The following is a 15,764-nucleotide window of genomic DNA, read 5'->3' as shown; positions in this document are numbered from 1 at the left end:
GTGAATAAAGAGACATTAGAATTATTTCGTACGTTAACAGAACTACAAGGTACATCAGGATTTGAACATGATGTACGCCGCTTTATGAAACAAGAACTAAGTAAATATGCAGATGAAATTGTTCAAGATGGTTTAGGTAGCGTGTTCGGTCTTAAAAAAGGGAATGAAAATGGTCCGCGCGTACTTGTAGCTGGTCATATGGATGAAGTCGGCTTTATGGTTACGCAAATTACGAAAAACGGAATGATTCGTTTTCAAACGCTAGGCGGTTGGTGGAGTCAGGTACTATTAGCACAGCGTGTACAAATTATGACGAAGAATGGCCCGGTTATTGGGGTTGTTGGATCTATCCCCCCTCATTTATTAAGTGATGCGCAACGTGCAAAACCGATGGATATAAAAAATATGTTAATTGATATTGGTGCAGATAGTTACGAGCAAGCACTTGAAATTGGTGTGAAACCAGGACAACAAATCGTTCCAATTTGCCCATTTACACCAATGGCAAATGAAAAGAAAATTATGGCGAAAGCTTGGGACAACCGTTACGGCTGTGGCCTTGCGATTGAATTATTAAAAGAATTAAAAGATGAAACTCTGCCAAATACATTATATTCTGGTGCAACTGTACAAGAGGAAGTTGGTCTTCGCGGGGCACAAACGGCTGCAAACATGATTCAGCCAGATATTTTCTATGCGCTTGATGCAAGTCCAGCAAATGATGCATCTGGAGATAAAACGCAGTTCGGTCAATTAGGAAAAGGGGCGCTTCTTCGTATTTATGATCGTACAATGGTAACACATAGAGGAATGCGTGAATTTATTTTAGATACAGCAGAAACACATAACATCCCGTACCAATATTTTGTTTCACAAGGTGGTACAGATGCGGGTCGGGTACATACGAGTAACTCTGGTATTCCGTCAGCAGTAATTGGTGTTTGCGCTCGTTATATTCATACACATGCTTCTATTTTACATGTTGATGATTATGCTGCAGCGAAAGAATTGATTACGAAACTTGTGAAAGCAACGGATAAAACAACATTAGAAACAATTAAAAATAACGCTTAAAAGAAAGGGCCAGTTTTGGCCTTTTCTTTTCGTATAAATATAAAACCCCTTTTTTTAGGTGGAAGAGAGCGTCCGTTCATGCATAGTAGCGGCTTAGTCTCAGGGCATGTGAATCTAAAAAGAGGAAACGAGATGGGACTTCTTTCGTTTTCATAGTCGTAAATTATATGTTGTGAAAATGAAGAGGATATATCATGAAGAACGGAGATAAAGTCATCCTTTTTCCTACATACAGAGTTAAAATCAAAGAAAGAACAAGAATGTTAATTACCTTTTGTTTTTTGTAGCGCTGATTTATATAGAGGTGAAGAATATGAAAGTAGCAGTTGGATCGAAAAACCAAACAAAAGTAGGTGCCGTAAAAGAAGTATGGAAAGAGGCGAACATTACAGCCATTTCTGCTTCTTCAGGAGTAGCGGCACAACCGTTTTCTGATGAGGAAACGATGCAAGGGGCAATCAATAGAGCAAAGCGAGCACTGGAGAAAGAGCAAGCTGACATCGGTATCGGTCTAGAGGGCGGTGTCATGAAAACAGAGCATGGCTTGTTTATGTGTAACTGGGGCGCTTTAGCAACAAGTACAGGTAAAATATTTGTAGCAGGCGGGGCACGTATTAAGTTGCCAGATGATTTTGTTGCTCCTCTTGAAAGTGGGAAAGAGCTAAGTGAAGTTATGGAGGAATTTGTAAACCGAAAAGACATCCGCAGTCATGAAGGGGCAATTGGAATCTTCACAGATCATTATGTGGATCGTACAGGATTATTTGTCCATGTTGTAAAGCTGTTAGTCGGGCAATATAAGTATGACGAAAAACAAGCATAAATCTTGCAGCATACGTGATGTATGGTAGTATAAAAGAAAGATTACACATGAAAAGATACACTTCGTTAGAGGAGGAAATATAGATGAAATCATTAGAAAGCATGGAGCAATTCCAAGAACTAAAAAATGAAGGGAACGTTATATTTATGTTCTCAGCAGAATGGTGTCCAGATTGCCGTTTTGTTGACCCATTTATGCCAGAAGTAGAAGAGAAATATAGCGATTTCTCATTCTACTATGTAGATCGTGATGAATTTATTGATCTATGTGTAAAATTAGACGTATTTGGCATTCCGAGCTTTGTAGCGTACAATAAAGGAGAAGAAACTGGGCGCTATGTAAACAAAGATCGTAAAACACAAGAACAAATCGAAGCGTTTATTGAAGGTTTAAAATAAGGCGATCAGCCAATTAAATTGTAAAAACAACCTCTACCTTCGCGGGGGAGGTTGTTTTTTTGGAAGGGAGGCAAACGAGATGAAAATGACAAGCAAAAAAATGAAAGAAGCACTAATGAACAGGCTAGCTCGTCCAGAATGGGACTTTCATTATGATAGCGAAAAAGATGTGCTTCGGATTGAACAAAAGGATACGAAGAAGGGAATTAATGTATCGCTTCCAGGAGTTGTAGCAAAATGGGAAGTCAAAAAAGAAGTAGCGATTGAAGATGTCGTCTATTACGTACAAGAGGCATTAGTTGCGATGCATAAAGAAGAAAGTAGCACAGCAAAAATTCTGCCGGTAATTCGCTCTACATCTTTCCAGAAACAAGCGGAAGAAGGCAATCCCTTTATCATGACAGATCATACAGCAGAAACGCGCATTTATTATGCATTAGACTCTAATAAAACATATCGATTAATTGATGAGCGTTTATTACAAAAGCTAGGACTTACTGAGCAGCAAGTACGTGAAATGGCATTGTTTAATGTCCGCTCATTAAGCTATACATTTAAACAAGATGAAGTGGCTGGGAATACATTTTATTTTTTAAACACAAATGATGGCTATGATGCGAGTCGTATTTTAAATGAATCGCTATTACAATCGATGCGCGAGAAGATTTCAGGTGATATGGTGGTGGCTGTTCCGCATCAAGATGTATTAATTGTTGCTGATATCGTCAACGAAATCGGTTATGATATTATTGCACAAATGACAATGAAGTTTTTTGCCGAAGGTCATGTTCCGATCACATCACTTTCATTCGTATATGAAGATGGCAACTTTGAACCAATCTTTATTTTAGCGAAGAATCGGAAGAAGACAAATGGAAAAGAGAAAGGATGAATATAGTGAACGTTTTTTATAACCTTGAAGGAATTGGCGACACATTAATCGTTTCCTTACAAGATATTACATTAGAAAACCGTACATTTGACCGCAAAGGAGATGTTGCTCGCGTTTATGATCGTGAAAGCAACGTAACAGGAGGATTTAACATCTTTAATGCGTCTTCTTATGTAGAAGTAAAAGAAACTGGGAACATTACTTTAACAACTGAGCTTGTAGAAAAAATCAATGACATTTTAGCGAAAAACGGCTTTGAAGAAAAAGTAGAAGCAGACCTTACGCCAAAATTTGTTGTTGGCTATGTAGCTGAAAAAGAAAAACATCCAAATGCAGATAAATTAAACATTTGTAAGGTAGAAATCGGTACAGATACATTACAAATCGTATGTGGTGCACCAAACGTTGATGCGGGACAAAAAGTTGTTGTTGCAAAAATCGGCGCTGTAATGCCAAGTGGTATGTTAATTAAACCAGCCGAGCTTCGCGGTGTTCCATCTTCTGGAATGATTTGCTCTGCACGTGAATTAGAGCTTCCAGATGCTCCTCAGGAAAAAGGGATTCTTGTACTAGAAGATAGCTATGAAGTTGGACAAGAGTTTAAATTTTAATTGATATAGAAAAAGTGGCCTCATTATAAAATGAGGCTATTTTTTTTGGCTTAAATATTCTTATATTGTAACGCTTTTCCTAAAAATCCATGTTGTATTTCAAAAACAAATTAGTTAAAATTTAGAAAAAAATAGAAGATAAGAATATATGAAACAACATCCAAAAGTGAAAGAACTTCTGGGGCTTTATGTTGAAAAATTTGTAGAGTATGCACAAAATAGATGGGAGAGAAACGATGAAATATATAAAAATGATGTGTGCAGTTATATTACTTGGAATATATATGAGCGCATGCTCGAAGGAACAAGAACAGAAAACATCATCTCCTGTACAAGAAGAGAATAAAAAAGTTGTAGAACAAAAGAAAGAAGCACCAATAGAGAAGCAACCTAAGGAAAAAGAGAAGAAAGCAGAAACAGAATTACCGGTGGGACAAAATGGAGACCGAGAGAAAAAAGTTGAACAAGAGCCACCTGTGGAGCAAAGTAAAGAACAATTGCCGCCAGCTGAACAAACTGAAGCAAAAACAGATGCTGAGAAAAAACAAGGAAAGTTTCTTATTGTGATTGATCCAGGGCATCAAGAGAAAGCAAATTTAAATTTAGAACCAATTGGTCCAGGTGCAACTGAGAAAAAATATAAAGTGACTGATGGAACGACAGGTGTTGTGACGAAAAAGAGAGAATCCGTTCTTACACTTGAAGCTGCTTTTATATTAAAAGAGAAGCTTGAAGCAAAAGGCATGCAAGTACTTATGACAAGAACAACACATGATGTTGATATAAGTAACAAAGAGCGAGCTACATTCGCGAATGAGCATCAAGCAAATGTATTTTTACGCCTTCATGCAGATGGATCTGAAAACCAGGCACAAAAGGGTTTTGCTGTGTTGACGCCAGCCGAAGGAAATCAATATACAAAAGATATTTATGCAGAAAGCTTACAAGTTTCTCAGATTATCGTGGAGAAAATGAAAGAAAATAGTCAGGTGAAAGTAAATGGGATTAAGTTTCGTGATGATCTTTCTGGTTTCAACTGGTCAAAGGTTCCAGGAGTTTTACTTGAGCTAGGGTTTATGTCGAATCCTGAAGAAGATCAAAAACTATCAGATAAGCAATATTTAGAAGCTTTACTGCAAAGTGTAACGGAGAGTATAGAAGAATATCGGAAGAGTAAAGTTTAGGTATATATTAAGCAGTTCAGATAACATAGAGAAACTGTATAAAATAAAGAGTTAAATTGTTTTTTGAATCCTACGGTGAGGATATGGAAGAAGAGTATTTGGAGATGGTATTGCTACGATTAGAAGGGGTATGTAAATACATGAAAAGAAAAGCAAAAGAAGGCGATATAAATTTTCAAAAGATGATAGATGAAGGGCACCTTGAACATTATTAAAATGATATTAAATTCATTCGTGAACATGGAAAAGAGTGGATTTAATGAAATAAGTCGTATACAAAAGTAAAGCTCAGAGTCATATAGGGACTTTGAGCTTTTTTTGCGTGTTATTTACTACGCCAATTAACCTGTGAATGAATATGTTATGTAGCTCGTTATTTTAGATTTTCTCCACAATAACTGAACTACTTATATATAAATATAGGTGAAAACATTTCTTTTTGTTTAGAAGAGATCAGTACCTTGTTTTGCTCCATGCCGAGTGAAAACAAAAGGAGAAAATGAGTGTAGATCTTCTTTTATCCTGCATTAAAGAGCAGCAAGACCTCTGCCTCAGGACTCAAAGAGAAACAAGGAGGATAGGTCTGGGATGAAGAAAATCCTCACTGATTAAAGTATCACTTTATATTGTACTTACTGAAAATTGGAATATGATGGACAAAAGGCAAGGGCGTAATTTTACCTGCACTTTTTGCTGAATGCTGATACAATAAAGGATGTTACTATTTAGTAGAAAGAGTGGTAAGCATGTTAGATTGGATGAAAAAGCTGTTTAACAAAGAGGAACATCAAGAAGAAAAAACAGCGGTGAATAAAGAAGTACCGAAGAACACTGAAAGTAAGTCGAAACGTCCTCGTGTAAACCACTACACTGAAGCAAGAGAAGCGCAAATGGCTAGTCGAAATTCAGGTGTGAAATGTCGATTTCCGTTAGTGCCTGATGATGGATTTGATGAGGAGAATGTGGAAGAAGCAACACATGTTGAAGAATCAGCATATGTTGAAGAGCAGCCACTGCCGAGAGTAATAAACGTGGAGAGGCGCGGGCCGAGATATGTAGAAGAACCAATCCATACATTTGCCCCTCAACAAGTTGAACAAGAAATTGAGCCAAAGCCTTTCATACCAAAAAAATCTGTGCCAACACAAGAAAGCAATCGAAGACCATTTCGCCCAACAGAGATGATTTCACCGATCTTTGGATATAAACGTCCGTCTATAGAGAAAGAAGAGGTGAAGACGGAAGAAAAAAGGCAGGAAGATCTTGAAATATCGGTTGAAGGAAAATTGGTCGTCGATGCATGGCTAGAGAAAAAAGGATACTCACTGGCGAATTTATCAGACGAATCTTTTATTCCTTCAAAGGAACGAGAGCAAAGCTTTGATGATGATCGACAACAAGAAAGTAAAAAAGAAGAAAAATCCGTTGTTGATCAGTGGCTAGAGAAAAATGGTTATGATTCTGAACGTTCATTTACTGCGGTAGAGGAGAAAGAAAAGACGGATGTTTCTCCAGACTCTCGTCCATTTGCAACGGATGGCTTGTTACATAAAGCAGTTGGACAGGATAACAAGAAGGAAGAACATGCTCTTCATAACGGACAGGTAGTTGGACAAGAGCCAGATGTAGTGGTGTTATCACAAGATGATATCGGAGAAAATGAAGAATCTCTACAAAATCAATTACAAGACTCTATTGTCAAGAACATCAATACAACGTCAATGGAAGAGATTGAATATAAGAAAGAAACAGAAGAACAGCTAGTAGAGAACACTGTTTTAACAGAATGTGTTATTGAAGAAGAAGAACCAGCGGCTGAAGTAGAAGAAGAGGAAGAAGAAGAACCAGCACTGGAAGTTAAAGCAGCGGAAGAAGCTGACATAGCAGAAGCAACTGCTCAAGTAGTAGTTGAAGAACCAGCAGAACCACAGAAGATTGATTCTAAAGTAGAAAATGATATTTTTGAAACATCTTTAGCAGCAGACGATCACACGAAGGAAGCTGTTCAAAGCTTTGCAAATGTATTAATTGAAGAAGCAGAAGAAAAGCAAGAAGTGACTGTAGAAAAGCCCGTTGAGAAAACAGTAGAGCCAAAACGTGAGAAAAAGCGTCATGTGCCGTTTAATGTTGTGATGTTAAAACAAGATAGAAGAAAGTTGATGGAGAGACAGGTGGCAGGAATGAAAACACCGCAGACTCCTGTACAACAAGTAGAAGAAGCATCACAAAGAAAAGAACAACTAATGCAGCAAGTTGTAGCAGAACCGGAAGTAGAAGAGAGACCAACGCAGCAGGTTGTAGCGGAACCGCAAATGGAAGAGAGACCAACGCAGCAAGTTGTAGCGGAACCGCAAATGGAAGAGAGACCGACGCAGCAAGTTGTAGTGGAACCGGAAGTAGAAGAGAGAGCAATGCAGCAAGTTGTAGTGGAACCGCAAGCGGAAGAGAGAGCAATGCAGCAAGTTGCAGCGGAACCGCAAATGGAAGAGAGACCAGTGCAGCAAGTTGTAGTGGAACCGGAAGTAGAAGAGAGACCAACGCAGCAAGTTGTAGCGGGAACGCAAGTAGAAGAGAGAGCAATGCAGCAGGTTGTAGCGGAACCGCAAGTAACAGAGAAGCCAGTTCAGCAACCGGAAGTGAAGGTACCTGTTGTAAATGCAGGAGTACAAGAAAAAGCATATGTTGTAGCTAAAAGAGAAAATGATATGCGTAATGTGCTGCAAACACCGCCTGAATATACAATGCCACCATTAACCTTGTTGACGATTCCAACTCAAGCAACATTGGATAATACAGAATGGTTAGACGAACAGAAAGAATTATTGGATACGACGTTTAATAATTTCCATGTTGGGGCTCAGGTTATCAATGTTTCACAAGGACCGGCTGTAACTCGCTTTGAAGTACAACCAGACCCAGGTGTGAAAGTAAATAAAATTACAAACTTAAGCGATGATATTAAGTTAAGTTTAGCAGCAAAAGATATTCGAATTGAAGCGCCGATTCCAGGGAAAAGTGCAATTGGAATTGAGGTTCCAAATAAAGAGAGTAAGCCAGTATTTCTAAGAGAAATCTTGAGAAGTCCTGTGTTCACGAAGAGTGAATCACCGCTTACAGTTGCACTTGGACTTGATATTTCTGGAGCGCCGATTGTAACGGATATTAGGAAGATGCCACATGGACTGATTGCTGGTGCGACTGGTTCAGGAAAAAGTGTGTGCATTAACGCGATTTTAACAAGTATTTTATATAAAGCGAAACCGCATGAAGTGAAATTGATGTTGATTGATCCGAAAATGGTTGAGCTTGCGCCATATAATTCTGTTCCACATCTTGTAGCACCTGTTATTACAGATGTAAAAGCAGCTACAGGGGCGTTAAAATGGGCTGTAGAAGAAATGGAACGCCGTTATGAATTGTTTGCCCATGCTGGTGCACGTGATTTAACTCGTTATAATACAATTGTGAGTGAGCGAGAAGTTCCAGGGGAGACATTGCCATATATCGTCATTGTAATTGATGAGTTAGCGGATTTAATGATGGTTGCACCTGGTGATGTTGAGGAAGCGATTTGTCGTATCGCTCAAAAAGCGCGTGCTTGTGGTATTCACTTATTAGTTGCAACGCAGCGTCCGTCTGTGGATGTTATTACAGGGTTAATTAAATCAAACATTCCAACGCGTATTGCGTTTACAGTATCATCTCAAGTAGATTCCCGTACAATTATTGATATTGGGGGCGCGGAAAAATTACTTGGCCGCGGTGATATGTTATTTTTAGGAAACGGTACGTCTAAACCAGTTCGTGTGCAAGGGGTATATGTATCGGATGATGAAATTGAAAAAACAGTTGACCATGTGAAAAAGCAAATGAAGCCGAACTATTTATTTAAGCAAGAAGATTTATTGGCGAAAACAGAGCAACATGAGGCCGAAGATGAACTGTTTTTTGATGCATGTCAGTTTGTTGTAGAACAAGGGGGAGCGTCCACATCTTCTGTACAGAGAAAATTCCGCATCGGTTATAATCGCGCGGCACGTCTTATTGAAGAGATGGAAGCACAAGGAATTATTTCCGAAGCAAGGGGAACAAAACCGAGAGATGTTCTTATTTCAGAGGATGAGTTTGCTGCGATGCAGGAAACGAATGTATAGGAAGTGGTTTTGCTGTATACTAAGAGAAAATGTTGGATAGTAAAGTAGGGAGTAAACGAAATGAAAGAAATTGAATTAAAATTAAAAGGTGAAATCAATCGACTAACAAATAAAACATTTAAATTTGATGAACGAGTTGGAGAAGGCTGGTTTTCTGCCGTTTACTTTTTAAAAACTCGTGATATTATTCAAGAATTTCGCCCAAAAAGTATTGTAACAATGCAATTTTTCCAGAAAGAGCATGCGGTACTTTGCGGAACAGATGAAGTAATCGCATTGTTACAAACGTTTGCTACACATCCTGAAGAACTTGAAATTCATTCTTTAAAGGATGGTGACAATATTAATCCATTTGAAACAGTTTTAACAATTACAGGGCCTTATGAATATTTCGGGTTTTTAGAAGGTGTAATTGATGGGATTTTAGCTCGTCGTACATCTGTTGCAACAAATGTATATAATGTTGTACAGGCTGCTCGCAGCGGTGAAAAAGAAAAACCTGTTATTTTCATGGGAGACCGTGATGATCATTATACACAGCAAGCTGGTGATGGGTATGCTGCGTATATTGGTGGTATGAGCGCACAAGCAACGCATGCAATGAATGAATGGTGGGGCAAAAGTGGAATGGGGACAATGCCTCACGCGTTAATTCAAATGTTTAATGGAGATGTTGTAGAAGCTGCAAAGGCGTATCATAAAAAGTTTCCAGAGGATGATTTAGTTGTACTGATTGACTACAACAATGATGTTATTACAGATGGGCTTCGCGTTGCACGCGAATTTGGTTCAGAATTAAAAGGTGTACGCATCGATACATCACGTACAATGATTGATCAATATTTCATTCGTCATCCAGAAGTGCTTGGAACATTTGACCCACGTGGTGTCAATCCATCACTTGTTTTCGCTCTTCGTAAAGCGCTCGATGAGGAAGGATTCCAGCATGTAGATATTGTTGTAACTGGTGGATTTGATGAAAAGCGTATTCGTGAATTTGAAGCGCAAAATGTTCCTGTGGATCTATACGGAGTAGGGAGCAGTTTATTAAAAATGAACATTGGTTTTACAGGTGATAATGTGGAATTAAATGGAAAACCAGAAGCGAAAGCTGGACGCAAATATCGTCCAAACCCACGTTTAGAACGTGTTCAATTAGAAAAAAGAGAAGATATGTAAGAAACAGAAAAACTGATAGGTGATTGACCCTATCAGTTTTTCTGTTATCATAGTATAACGGATTGTTTTTTGCTATAATAAGTTTGTTGTGGACATATAAGAAGTACGTACGTGTTTATCCTGATTGGCGAGAGCTGATGAAAGTTCCGCTGTATCAAAAATGTATGATGATTACCAAAATAAGAAAAGATTCATATACTGTCTTATAGATAGGCCGTTGTATTAGTTCGAAATGTTGGAGGTTCTTTAAGATGACAGTTTACCATTTTGTAGGAATTAAAGGAACAGGAATGAGTTCATTAGCACAAATTCTTCATGATATGAAGCATACTGTTCAGGGTTCTGATTTTGAAAAACGTTTCTTTACACAAGTTGCTTTGGAAAAGCGTGGTATCTCCATCCTTCCTTTTGATAATAATAATGTAAAAGAAGGACAAGTGATTATCGCAGGAAACGCGTTCCCTGATACGCATGAAGAGATTGTAGCAGCGAAAGAATTAAATATTCCAGTACATCGTTACCATCACTTTTTAGGGGATCTTATGAGTAAGTATACAAGTGTTGCTGTAACAGGTGCACATGGAAAAACATCAACAACTGGTTTGTTAGCCCATGTAATGCAAGGTGCATACCCGACGTCTTACCTTATTGGAGATGGAACAGGGCATGGGGTAGAAAATAGTAAGTATTTTGTGTTTGAGGCATGTGAATATCGTCGCCATTTCTTGTCGTACTATCCAGACTATGCAATTATGACAAATATTGATTTTGACCATCCAGACTACTTTACAGACATCAATGATGTATTTAGTGCATTCCAAGAGATGGCGCTTCAAGTGAAAAAAGGAATTATTGCATGTGGTGATGATGAAGAACTTCAAAAAATTCAAGCGAAAGTACCTGTTATTTTCTATGGATTTGGTGAAGATAATGATTTCCAAGCTCGTAACATTCAAAAGAGAACAGATGGCACTGTATTTGATGTGTTTGTTCGTAATACGTATTATGAAACATTCAAAATTACAGGATACGGCAATCACAGCGTATTAAATGCATTAGCAGTTATTGCGCTTTGTCATTATGAAAATGTTGATGTAGAAGCAGTGAAACATCAATTAACAACCTTTGAAGGTGTAAAACGTCGCTTTAATGAAAAGCCGATGGGAGAACAAGTCATCATTGATGATTATGCGCACCATCCAACAGAAATTAACGCAACGATTGAAGCGGCTCGTCAAAAACATCCAGAGCGTGAAATTGTCGCTGTATTCCAGCCGCACACATTCTCACGTACAGAAAAGTTCTTAGATGAGTTCGCAGAAAGTCTAAGCAAGGCTGATCAAGTATACTTATGTGATATTTTCGGATCAGCACGTGAAAACAAAGGTGAATTAACGATTCAAGACCTGCAACAACGCATTGATGGTGCAGAATTGATTACAGATACAACAACGGATGTATTAAAGAAACATAAAAACGGCGTTCTTATTTTCATGGGCGCAGGCGACATCCAAAAATTCGAAGCAGCTTACGTGAAAGAAGTGCAAGTTGCAGAGAAGTAATAAGGAGGAGACGTGCAGCGGTGGTTGCACGTCTTTTTTTGTTTCTATAGCGAATGTGGGTTAACAGATTCTTTGGAAAAATGTTAGAATAATAAGAAAATAAAAAAGGGGATGGAGAAATGTTCACACTTCGAGTCGATGATGAAATTGAACTTCAATTACTAGAAAAACATCATAAAGAGGAACTATATCAATTAATTGATGAAAACCGTAATCATTTAAGAAGGTGGCTTCCATGGGTGGATGGAACAAAATCTTCTGATGCGTATGATGAAATTTTTCCAATGTGGCTAAAGAAATTTGCAGAGGGAGACGGTTTTGAGAGCGGTATACGTTATAAAGGAAAGCTTGTTGGGATGGTAGGTATTCATCCAGTGACCTGGAGCAAGAAAGCGACGAGCCTTGGATATTATCTTGCAGAAGATGCAGGAGGAAAAGGGATTATGACGCGAAGTGTAAAGGCTGTACTTCGCTATGCGTTTGAAGAATTAAAATTGAATAAAATAGAAATACGTTGCGGGGTAGAGAATCAAAAAAGTCGTGCGATTCCAGAAGGTCTTGGTTTTCAATTAGACGGCATTCTGCGTGAGGAAGAATGGCTGTATGACCATTTTCATGACATTGCTGTATACAGTTTACTAGCTTCAGAATGGGAGAAAATCCGATGAACGATTCGATTTGTATTACTCCGTATGAGAGTAAGTTTCAAAGTGAAGTAGTGGGTCTCATTGTTCACATTCAGCAAAAAGAGTACAATGTGCCAATTACGAAAGAAGAGCAACCTGATTTATTAGAAATAGAAAAGTTTTATCAAAGCGATAATGGGGATTTTTGGGTAGCGACGTATAAAGGGAAAGTTGTGGGAACAATAGCTTTATTAGATATTGGAAATAATCAAGTAGCTTTAAGAAAAATGTTTGTGAAGAAAGAATTTCGCGGGAAGATGTGGAAGACAGCAAGTTTGTTATTACAAACAGCAATTTCTTGGGCAAAGGAAAAGAACTTAGAAACTATCTATTTAGGAACAACAGTCCAGTTTTTAGCAGCGCATCGCTTCTACGAAAAAAATGGATTCCAAAGTGTGAGTGTGGAAGAGTTACCGAGGAATTTCCCAATACTTGAAGTGGATAAAATATTTTACAAATACCCCCTTTAATTAATGAGATAATTAGGAAAGGGGTGATAATATGAACTTCCCGATCCAAAGAAGCAAGCCTATTATGATTTTTGTAAGTTCAATGTTGATTCTTATGGTTGCTTGGCCAGTTGGAATGCTCATTGTAAACAAAGAAAACTGGGGATCAGCACGAATTGGGATGGCCTTTGCATTTGTCGATAGCAGTAGGCATTTTAGCAGTTGTACTTTTGTTTTATTACCATCTTCGTCAAATTTGAAGCAAAGGATAGGAAGTAGAGAAATAATATCGCTTTTTTTAATATATCGACCGTCTCTCGCAATATATCGATAACATGGACTATTCGACAAAACAAGTGAAAAAAGCTCTCCCGTCAAAGGAAGAGCTCTTTTTCACTTATTTTAAGTTCTCAGGATTTAAAGCTTCTAATTCAGATACAACGAAGCGTCCGTCTTTACGGATTAATACATCGTCGAAGTAAATTTCACCGCCGCCGTATTCAGGGCGTTGGATACATACTAAATCCCAGTGGATGTTAGAGTTGTTGCCGTTCCATGCATCGTCGTAAGCTTGTCCAGGAGTGAAGTGGAAGCTACCATCAATTTTTTCATCGAATAGGATGTCGCCCATTGGATGTAAGATGTATGGGTTTACGCCGATTGCAAATTCACCAACGTAGCGTGCGCCTTCATCTGTATCGAAAATTTTGTTAATGCGTTCTGTATCGTTTGCAGTTGCTTCAACGATCTGTCCATTTTTAAATGTAAGCTGTACGTTTTCAAATGTATAGCCGTTATATGGTGACGGTGTGTTGTAAGAAACTGTACCGTTAACAGAATCGCGAACTGGTGCAGAGTATACTTCACCGTCTGGAATATTTAAATGACCAGAGCATTTAATAGCTGGAATGTCTTTAATAGAGAATGTTAAGTCAGTTCCAGGACCAACAAGGTGAACTTTATCTGTTTTGTTCATAAGTTCAACAAGGTTATCCATTGCTTTGTCCATTTTACCGTAATCTAAGTTACATACTTCAAAGTAGAAGTCTTCGAATGCTTCTGTGCTCATTTTTGCAAGCTGTGCCATAGATGCATTTGGATAGCGAAGAACGACCCAGCGAGTTTTCGGAACGCGAATGTCTCTATGAACTTTTTTGCCAACTGTTTGACCGTGGATTTTCATGCGTTCACTTGGAACGTCAGCTTGTTCATTAATGTTATCACCAGAGCGAAGGCCGATGTAAGCGTCCATATCTTTCATTACGCTTGCTTCATAGGCAGCGATTTGCTCGAAGTGTTCTTCAGTAGCACCCATTAATAAAGAGCGATCAACTTGATGGTCTTTCAATGAAACGAATGGGAAACCACCAGCTGCATATGCTTCTTTCACCAGTGCAGTTACAAGTTCTTTTTGCAAGCCAAAGTTTTCAATCAATACTTTTTCGCCTTTTTGTAGGCGAATGGAGTAGTTAATTAAATTATACGCTAACTTTTCAATACGTGGGTCTTTCATATGTAAAAGCCTCCCTACTAATTATGTATCCTTTCTTATTGTAACCTACTTAGTGGAATTTGTTGAATAATTTATGTTACAGTTAACAAACAAGTATGAAAATTCTAATGAAAATGTAAGGGTTAGAACGAAACGGAAAATGATTGTATAATAGGAGAAAGTATGAAAAATATAAAGGAAGTGATGAAATGCAAGTTCTTTTATATGTAAGTGCAGCTATTATCGCAGTTGCTTTTGCTATATTAGTGGTATATGTATGTAGAACACTACTATCAGTTCAGAAGACATTAGAAAACGTTGCAGGTACACTAGAAGGCTTAGAAAAGCAAATGCAAGGAATAAGCGTAGAGACGGAGCAATTATTACATAAGACGAACGCGTTAGCTGATGATATTCAGCAGAAATCTCAGTCGTTAAATAAAGTAGTAGAAGGCGTAGATGGAATTGGAACGACAATTCATTCTTTAAATACGAAACTTCGCAATGTATCAGATTCTGTAACAAATGAAATTGAGAATAATGCAGACAAAGTTGCGCAAGTTGTACAATGGAGTAGCGCAGCGATTGAAGTGTATAATCATTTTCGAGCTACTAGACAAGAAAAAAAACTAGAAAAAGCAGAGAAGAAGTTAGAGAAGGTAGAGAAAAAAGAGAAAAAAGAGAAGCGCTCTAGACTTCCAATTCGTATGAGAGGTGAATAACATGGACATGACAAAAATCGAAACAATGGAAGAGTTTGAAGCATTAGTAGAAACAGCGGAACCATATATTCTTTTTAAACATAGTATAACTTGTCCAATTAGCCAAGGAGCGTATGCTGAATTTGAGGCATATTGTCATGATGAAAAAGAAACGCCTGCTTACTATTTATACGTGCAAGATGCAAGAGATGTTTCGAATCGTATCGCAGAGCATTTTGGTGTTAAACATGAGTCACCACAAGTATTATACATAAAAGATGGTATGGCGGTATGGCATACATCCCATTGGAATATTAAGAAGCAAACTTTAGAAGAGAATGTGAAGTAGGAAGAAGGAAGAAGCAAGCGTAGATGCTTGTTTCTTTTTTTTAGGATTTATAATTAGCAATCATAAACTTGATGTATCTAACGATAAATTCGACTTTAGGAATCAATAATGAAGTTATATAAAAGCCATATAAAAAAGTTGTGGAGCATATCTTCTTTAAGTGAAAGAGAACGATTTTACCTGTAGTGTATATCATGTGACAACCTAACA

At 38.0% G+C, this 15,764-nt stretch carries 15 protein-coding genes and 1 pseudogene; 15 read left to right on the top strand and 1 reads right to left on the bottom strand.

The genetic code is table 11. The features are described 5' to 3' along the window. From QRY57_RS23070 to QRY57_RS23010, 13 genes and pseudogenes are all read left to right on the top strand, one after another. Positions 1-1,074: a M42 family metallopeptidase gene (locus QRY57_RS23070; protein ID WP_286016192.1), complete on the top strand. Its 1,074-nt coding sequence runs from the start codon at positions 1-3 to the stop codon at positions 1,072-1,074. A 313-nt stretch (positions 1,075-1,387) separates the two neighbouring features. Next, a complete protein-coding gene (locus QRY57_RS23065) occupies positions 1,388-1,897 on the top strand; it encodes a DUF84 family protein (protein WP_208017296.1) in 510 nt (169 codons plus the stop codon). Positions 1,898-1,980: 83 nt separating this feature from the next. Continuing rightward, on the top strand, positions 1,981-2,295 hold the full coding sequence (locus QRY57_RS23060; protein WP_026593720.1) for a thioredoxin family protein: 315 nt from the start codon (positions 1,981-1,983) through the stop codon (positions 2,293-2,295). A gap of 79 nt (positions 2,296-2,374) precedes the next feature. Further along, positions 2,375-3,187 (top strand): DUF1444 domain-containing protein, encoded by an 813-nt coding sequence (locus tag QRY57_RS23055; RefSeq protein ID WP_090687973.1) that lies wholly within the window; start codon positions 2,375-2,377, stop codon positions 3,185-3,187. Beyond that, entirely contained in the window at positions 3,184-3,798 is a 615-nt protein-coding gene (gene ytpR / locus QRY57_RS23050) for a YtpR family tRNA-binding protein (RefSeq protein ID WP_286016191.1), read from the top strand. The genes QRY57_RS23055 and ytpR overlap by 4 nt, the downstream gene beginning before the upstream one ends. Positions 3,799-4,034: 236 nt before the next feature. Next, positions 4,035-4,982: an N-acetylmuramoyl-L-alanine amidase gene (locus QRY57_RS23045; RefSeq protein ID WP_286016190.1), complete on the top strand. Its 948-nt coding sequence runs from the start codon at positions 4,035-4,037 to the stop codon at positions 4,980-4,982. A 47-nt stretch (positions 4,983-5,029) separates the two neighbouring features. Continuing rightward, positions 5,030-5,197: pseudogene (locus QRY57_RS23040) on the top strand (aminoglycoside phosphotransferase); the annotation flags it as partial. A gap of 531 nt (positions 5,198-5,728) precedes the next feature. After that, positions 5,729-9,136, top strand: a complete 3,408-nt coding sequence (locus QRY57_RS23035) for a DNA translocase FtsK (RefSeq protein WP_286016189.1) — start codon at positions 5,729-5,731, stop codon at positions 9,134-9,136. A 60-nt stretch (positions 9,137-9,196) separates the two neighbouring features. Continuing rightward, positions 9,197-10,315: a nicotinate phosphoribosyltransferase gene (locus QRY57_RS23030; protein ID WP_026593715.1), complete on the top strand. Its 1,119-nt coding sequence runs from the start codon at positions 9,197-9,199 to the stop codon at positions 10,313-10,315. Between the two features lie 251 nt (positions 10,316-10,566). After that, a complete protein-coding gene (gene murC, locus QRY57_RS23025; protein ID WP_286016188.1) occupies positions 10,567-11,877 on the top strand; it encodes a UDP-N-acetylmuramate--L-alanine ligase in 1,311 nt (436 codons plus the stop codon). 119 nt (positions 11,878-11,996) lie between these two features. Beyond that, positions 11,997-12,545 carry a GNAT family N-acetyltransferase gene (locus QRY57_RS23020; protein ID WP_286016187.1) on the top strand — a complete coding sequence of 183 codons (549 nt, stop codon included), beginning with the start codon at positions 11,997-11,999 and terminating at the stop codon, positions 12,543-12,545. After that, entirely contained in the window at positions 12,542-13,033 is a 492-nt protein-coding gene (locus QRY57_RS23015) for a GNAT family N-acetyltransferase (protein WP_286016186.1), read from the top strand. Before QRY57_RS23020 ends, QRY57_RS23015 begins: the two co-directional genes overlap by 4 nt. Positions 13,034-13,064: 31 nt before the next feature. After that, complete coding sequence (locus tag QRY57_RS23010; RefSeq protein WP_286016185.1) at positions 13,065-13,346, top strand: hypothetical protein; 282 nt, start codon at positions 13,065-13,067, stop codon at positions 13,344-13,346. Between the two features lie 63 nt (positions 13,347-13,409). On the opposite strand, the gene QRY57_RS23005 is transcribed toward QRY57_RS23010, so the two are convergent. Further along, a complete protein-coding gene (locus tag QRY57_RS23005) occupies positions 13,410-14,525 on the bottom strand; it encodes an aminopeptidase (RefSeq protein ID WP_026593711.1) in 1,116 nt (371 codons plus the stop codon). Positions 14,526-14,668: 143 nt separating this feature from the next. Between QRY57_RS23005 and QRY57_RS23000 the strand changes: the two genes are divergently transcribed. Together QRY57_RS23000 and ytxJ are read left to right on the top strand one after the other, a co-directional pair. Next, a complete protein-coding gene (locus QRY57_RS23000) occupies positions 14,669-15,226 on the top strand; it encodes a DUF948 domain-containing protein (protein ID WP_286016184.1) in 558 nt (185 codons plus the stop codon). A 1-nt stretch (position 15,227) separates the two neighbouring features. Beyond that, positions 15,228-15,554, top strand: a complete 327-nt coding sequence (gene ytxJ / locus QRY57_RS22995; RefSeq protein WP_026593709.1) for a bacillithiol system redox-active protein YtxJ — start codon at positions 15,228-15,230, stop codon at positions 15,552-15,554. The last annotated feature ends 210 nt before the right edge of the window (positions 15,555-15,764 follow it).

This window comes from Bacillus arachidis (genome assembly GCF_030285945.1).
GTDB lineage: Bacteria > Bacillota > Bacilli > Bacillales > Bacillaceae_G > Bacillus_A > Bacillus_A arachidis.
The sequence above is the reverse complement of the archived record's forward strand: the minus strand, read 5'-3'. Positions and strand labels throughout refer to the sequence as shown.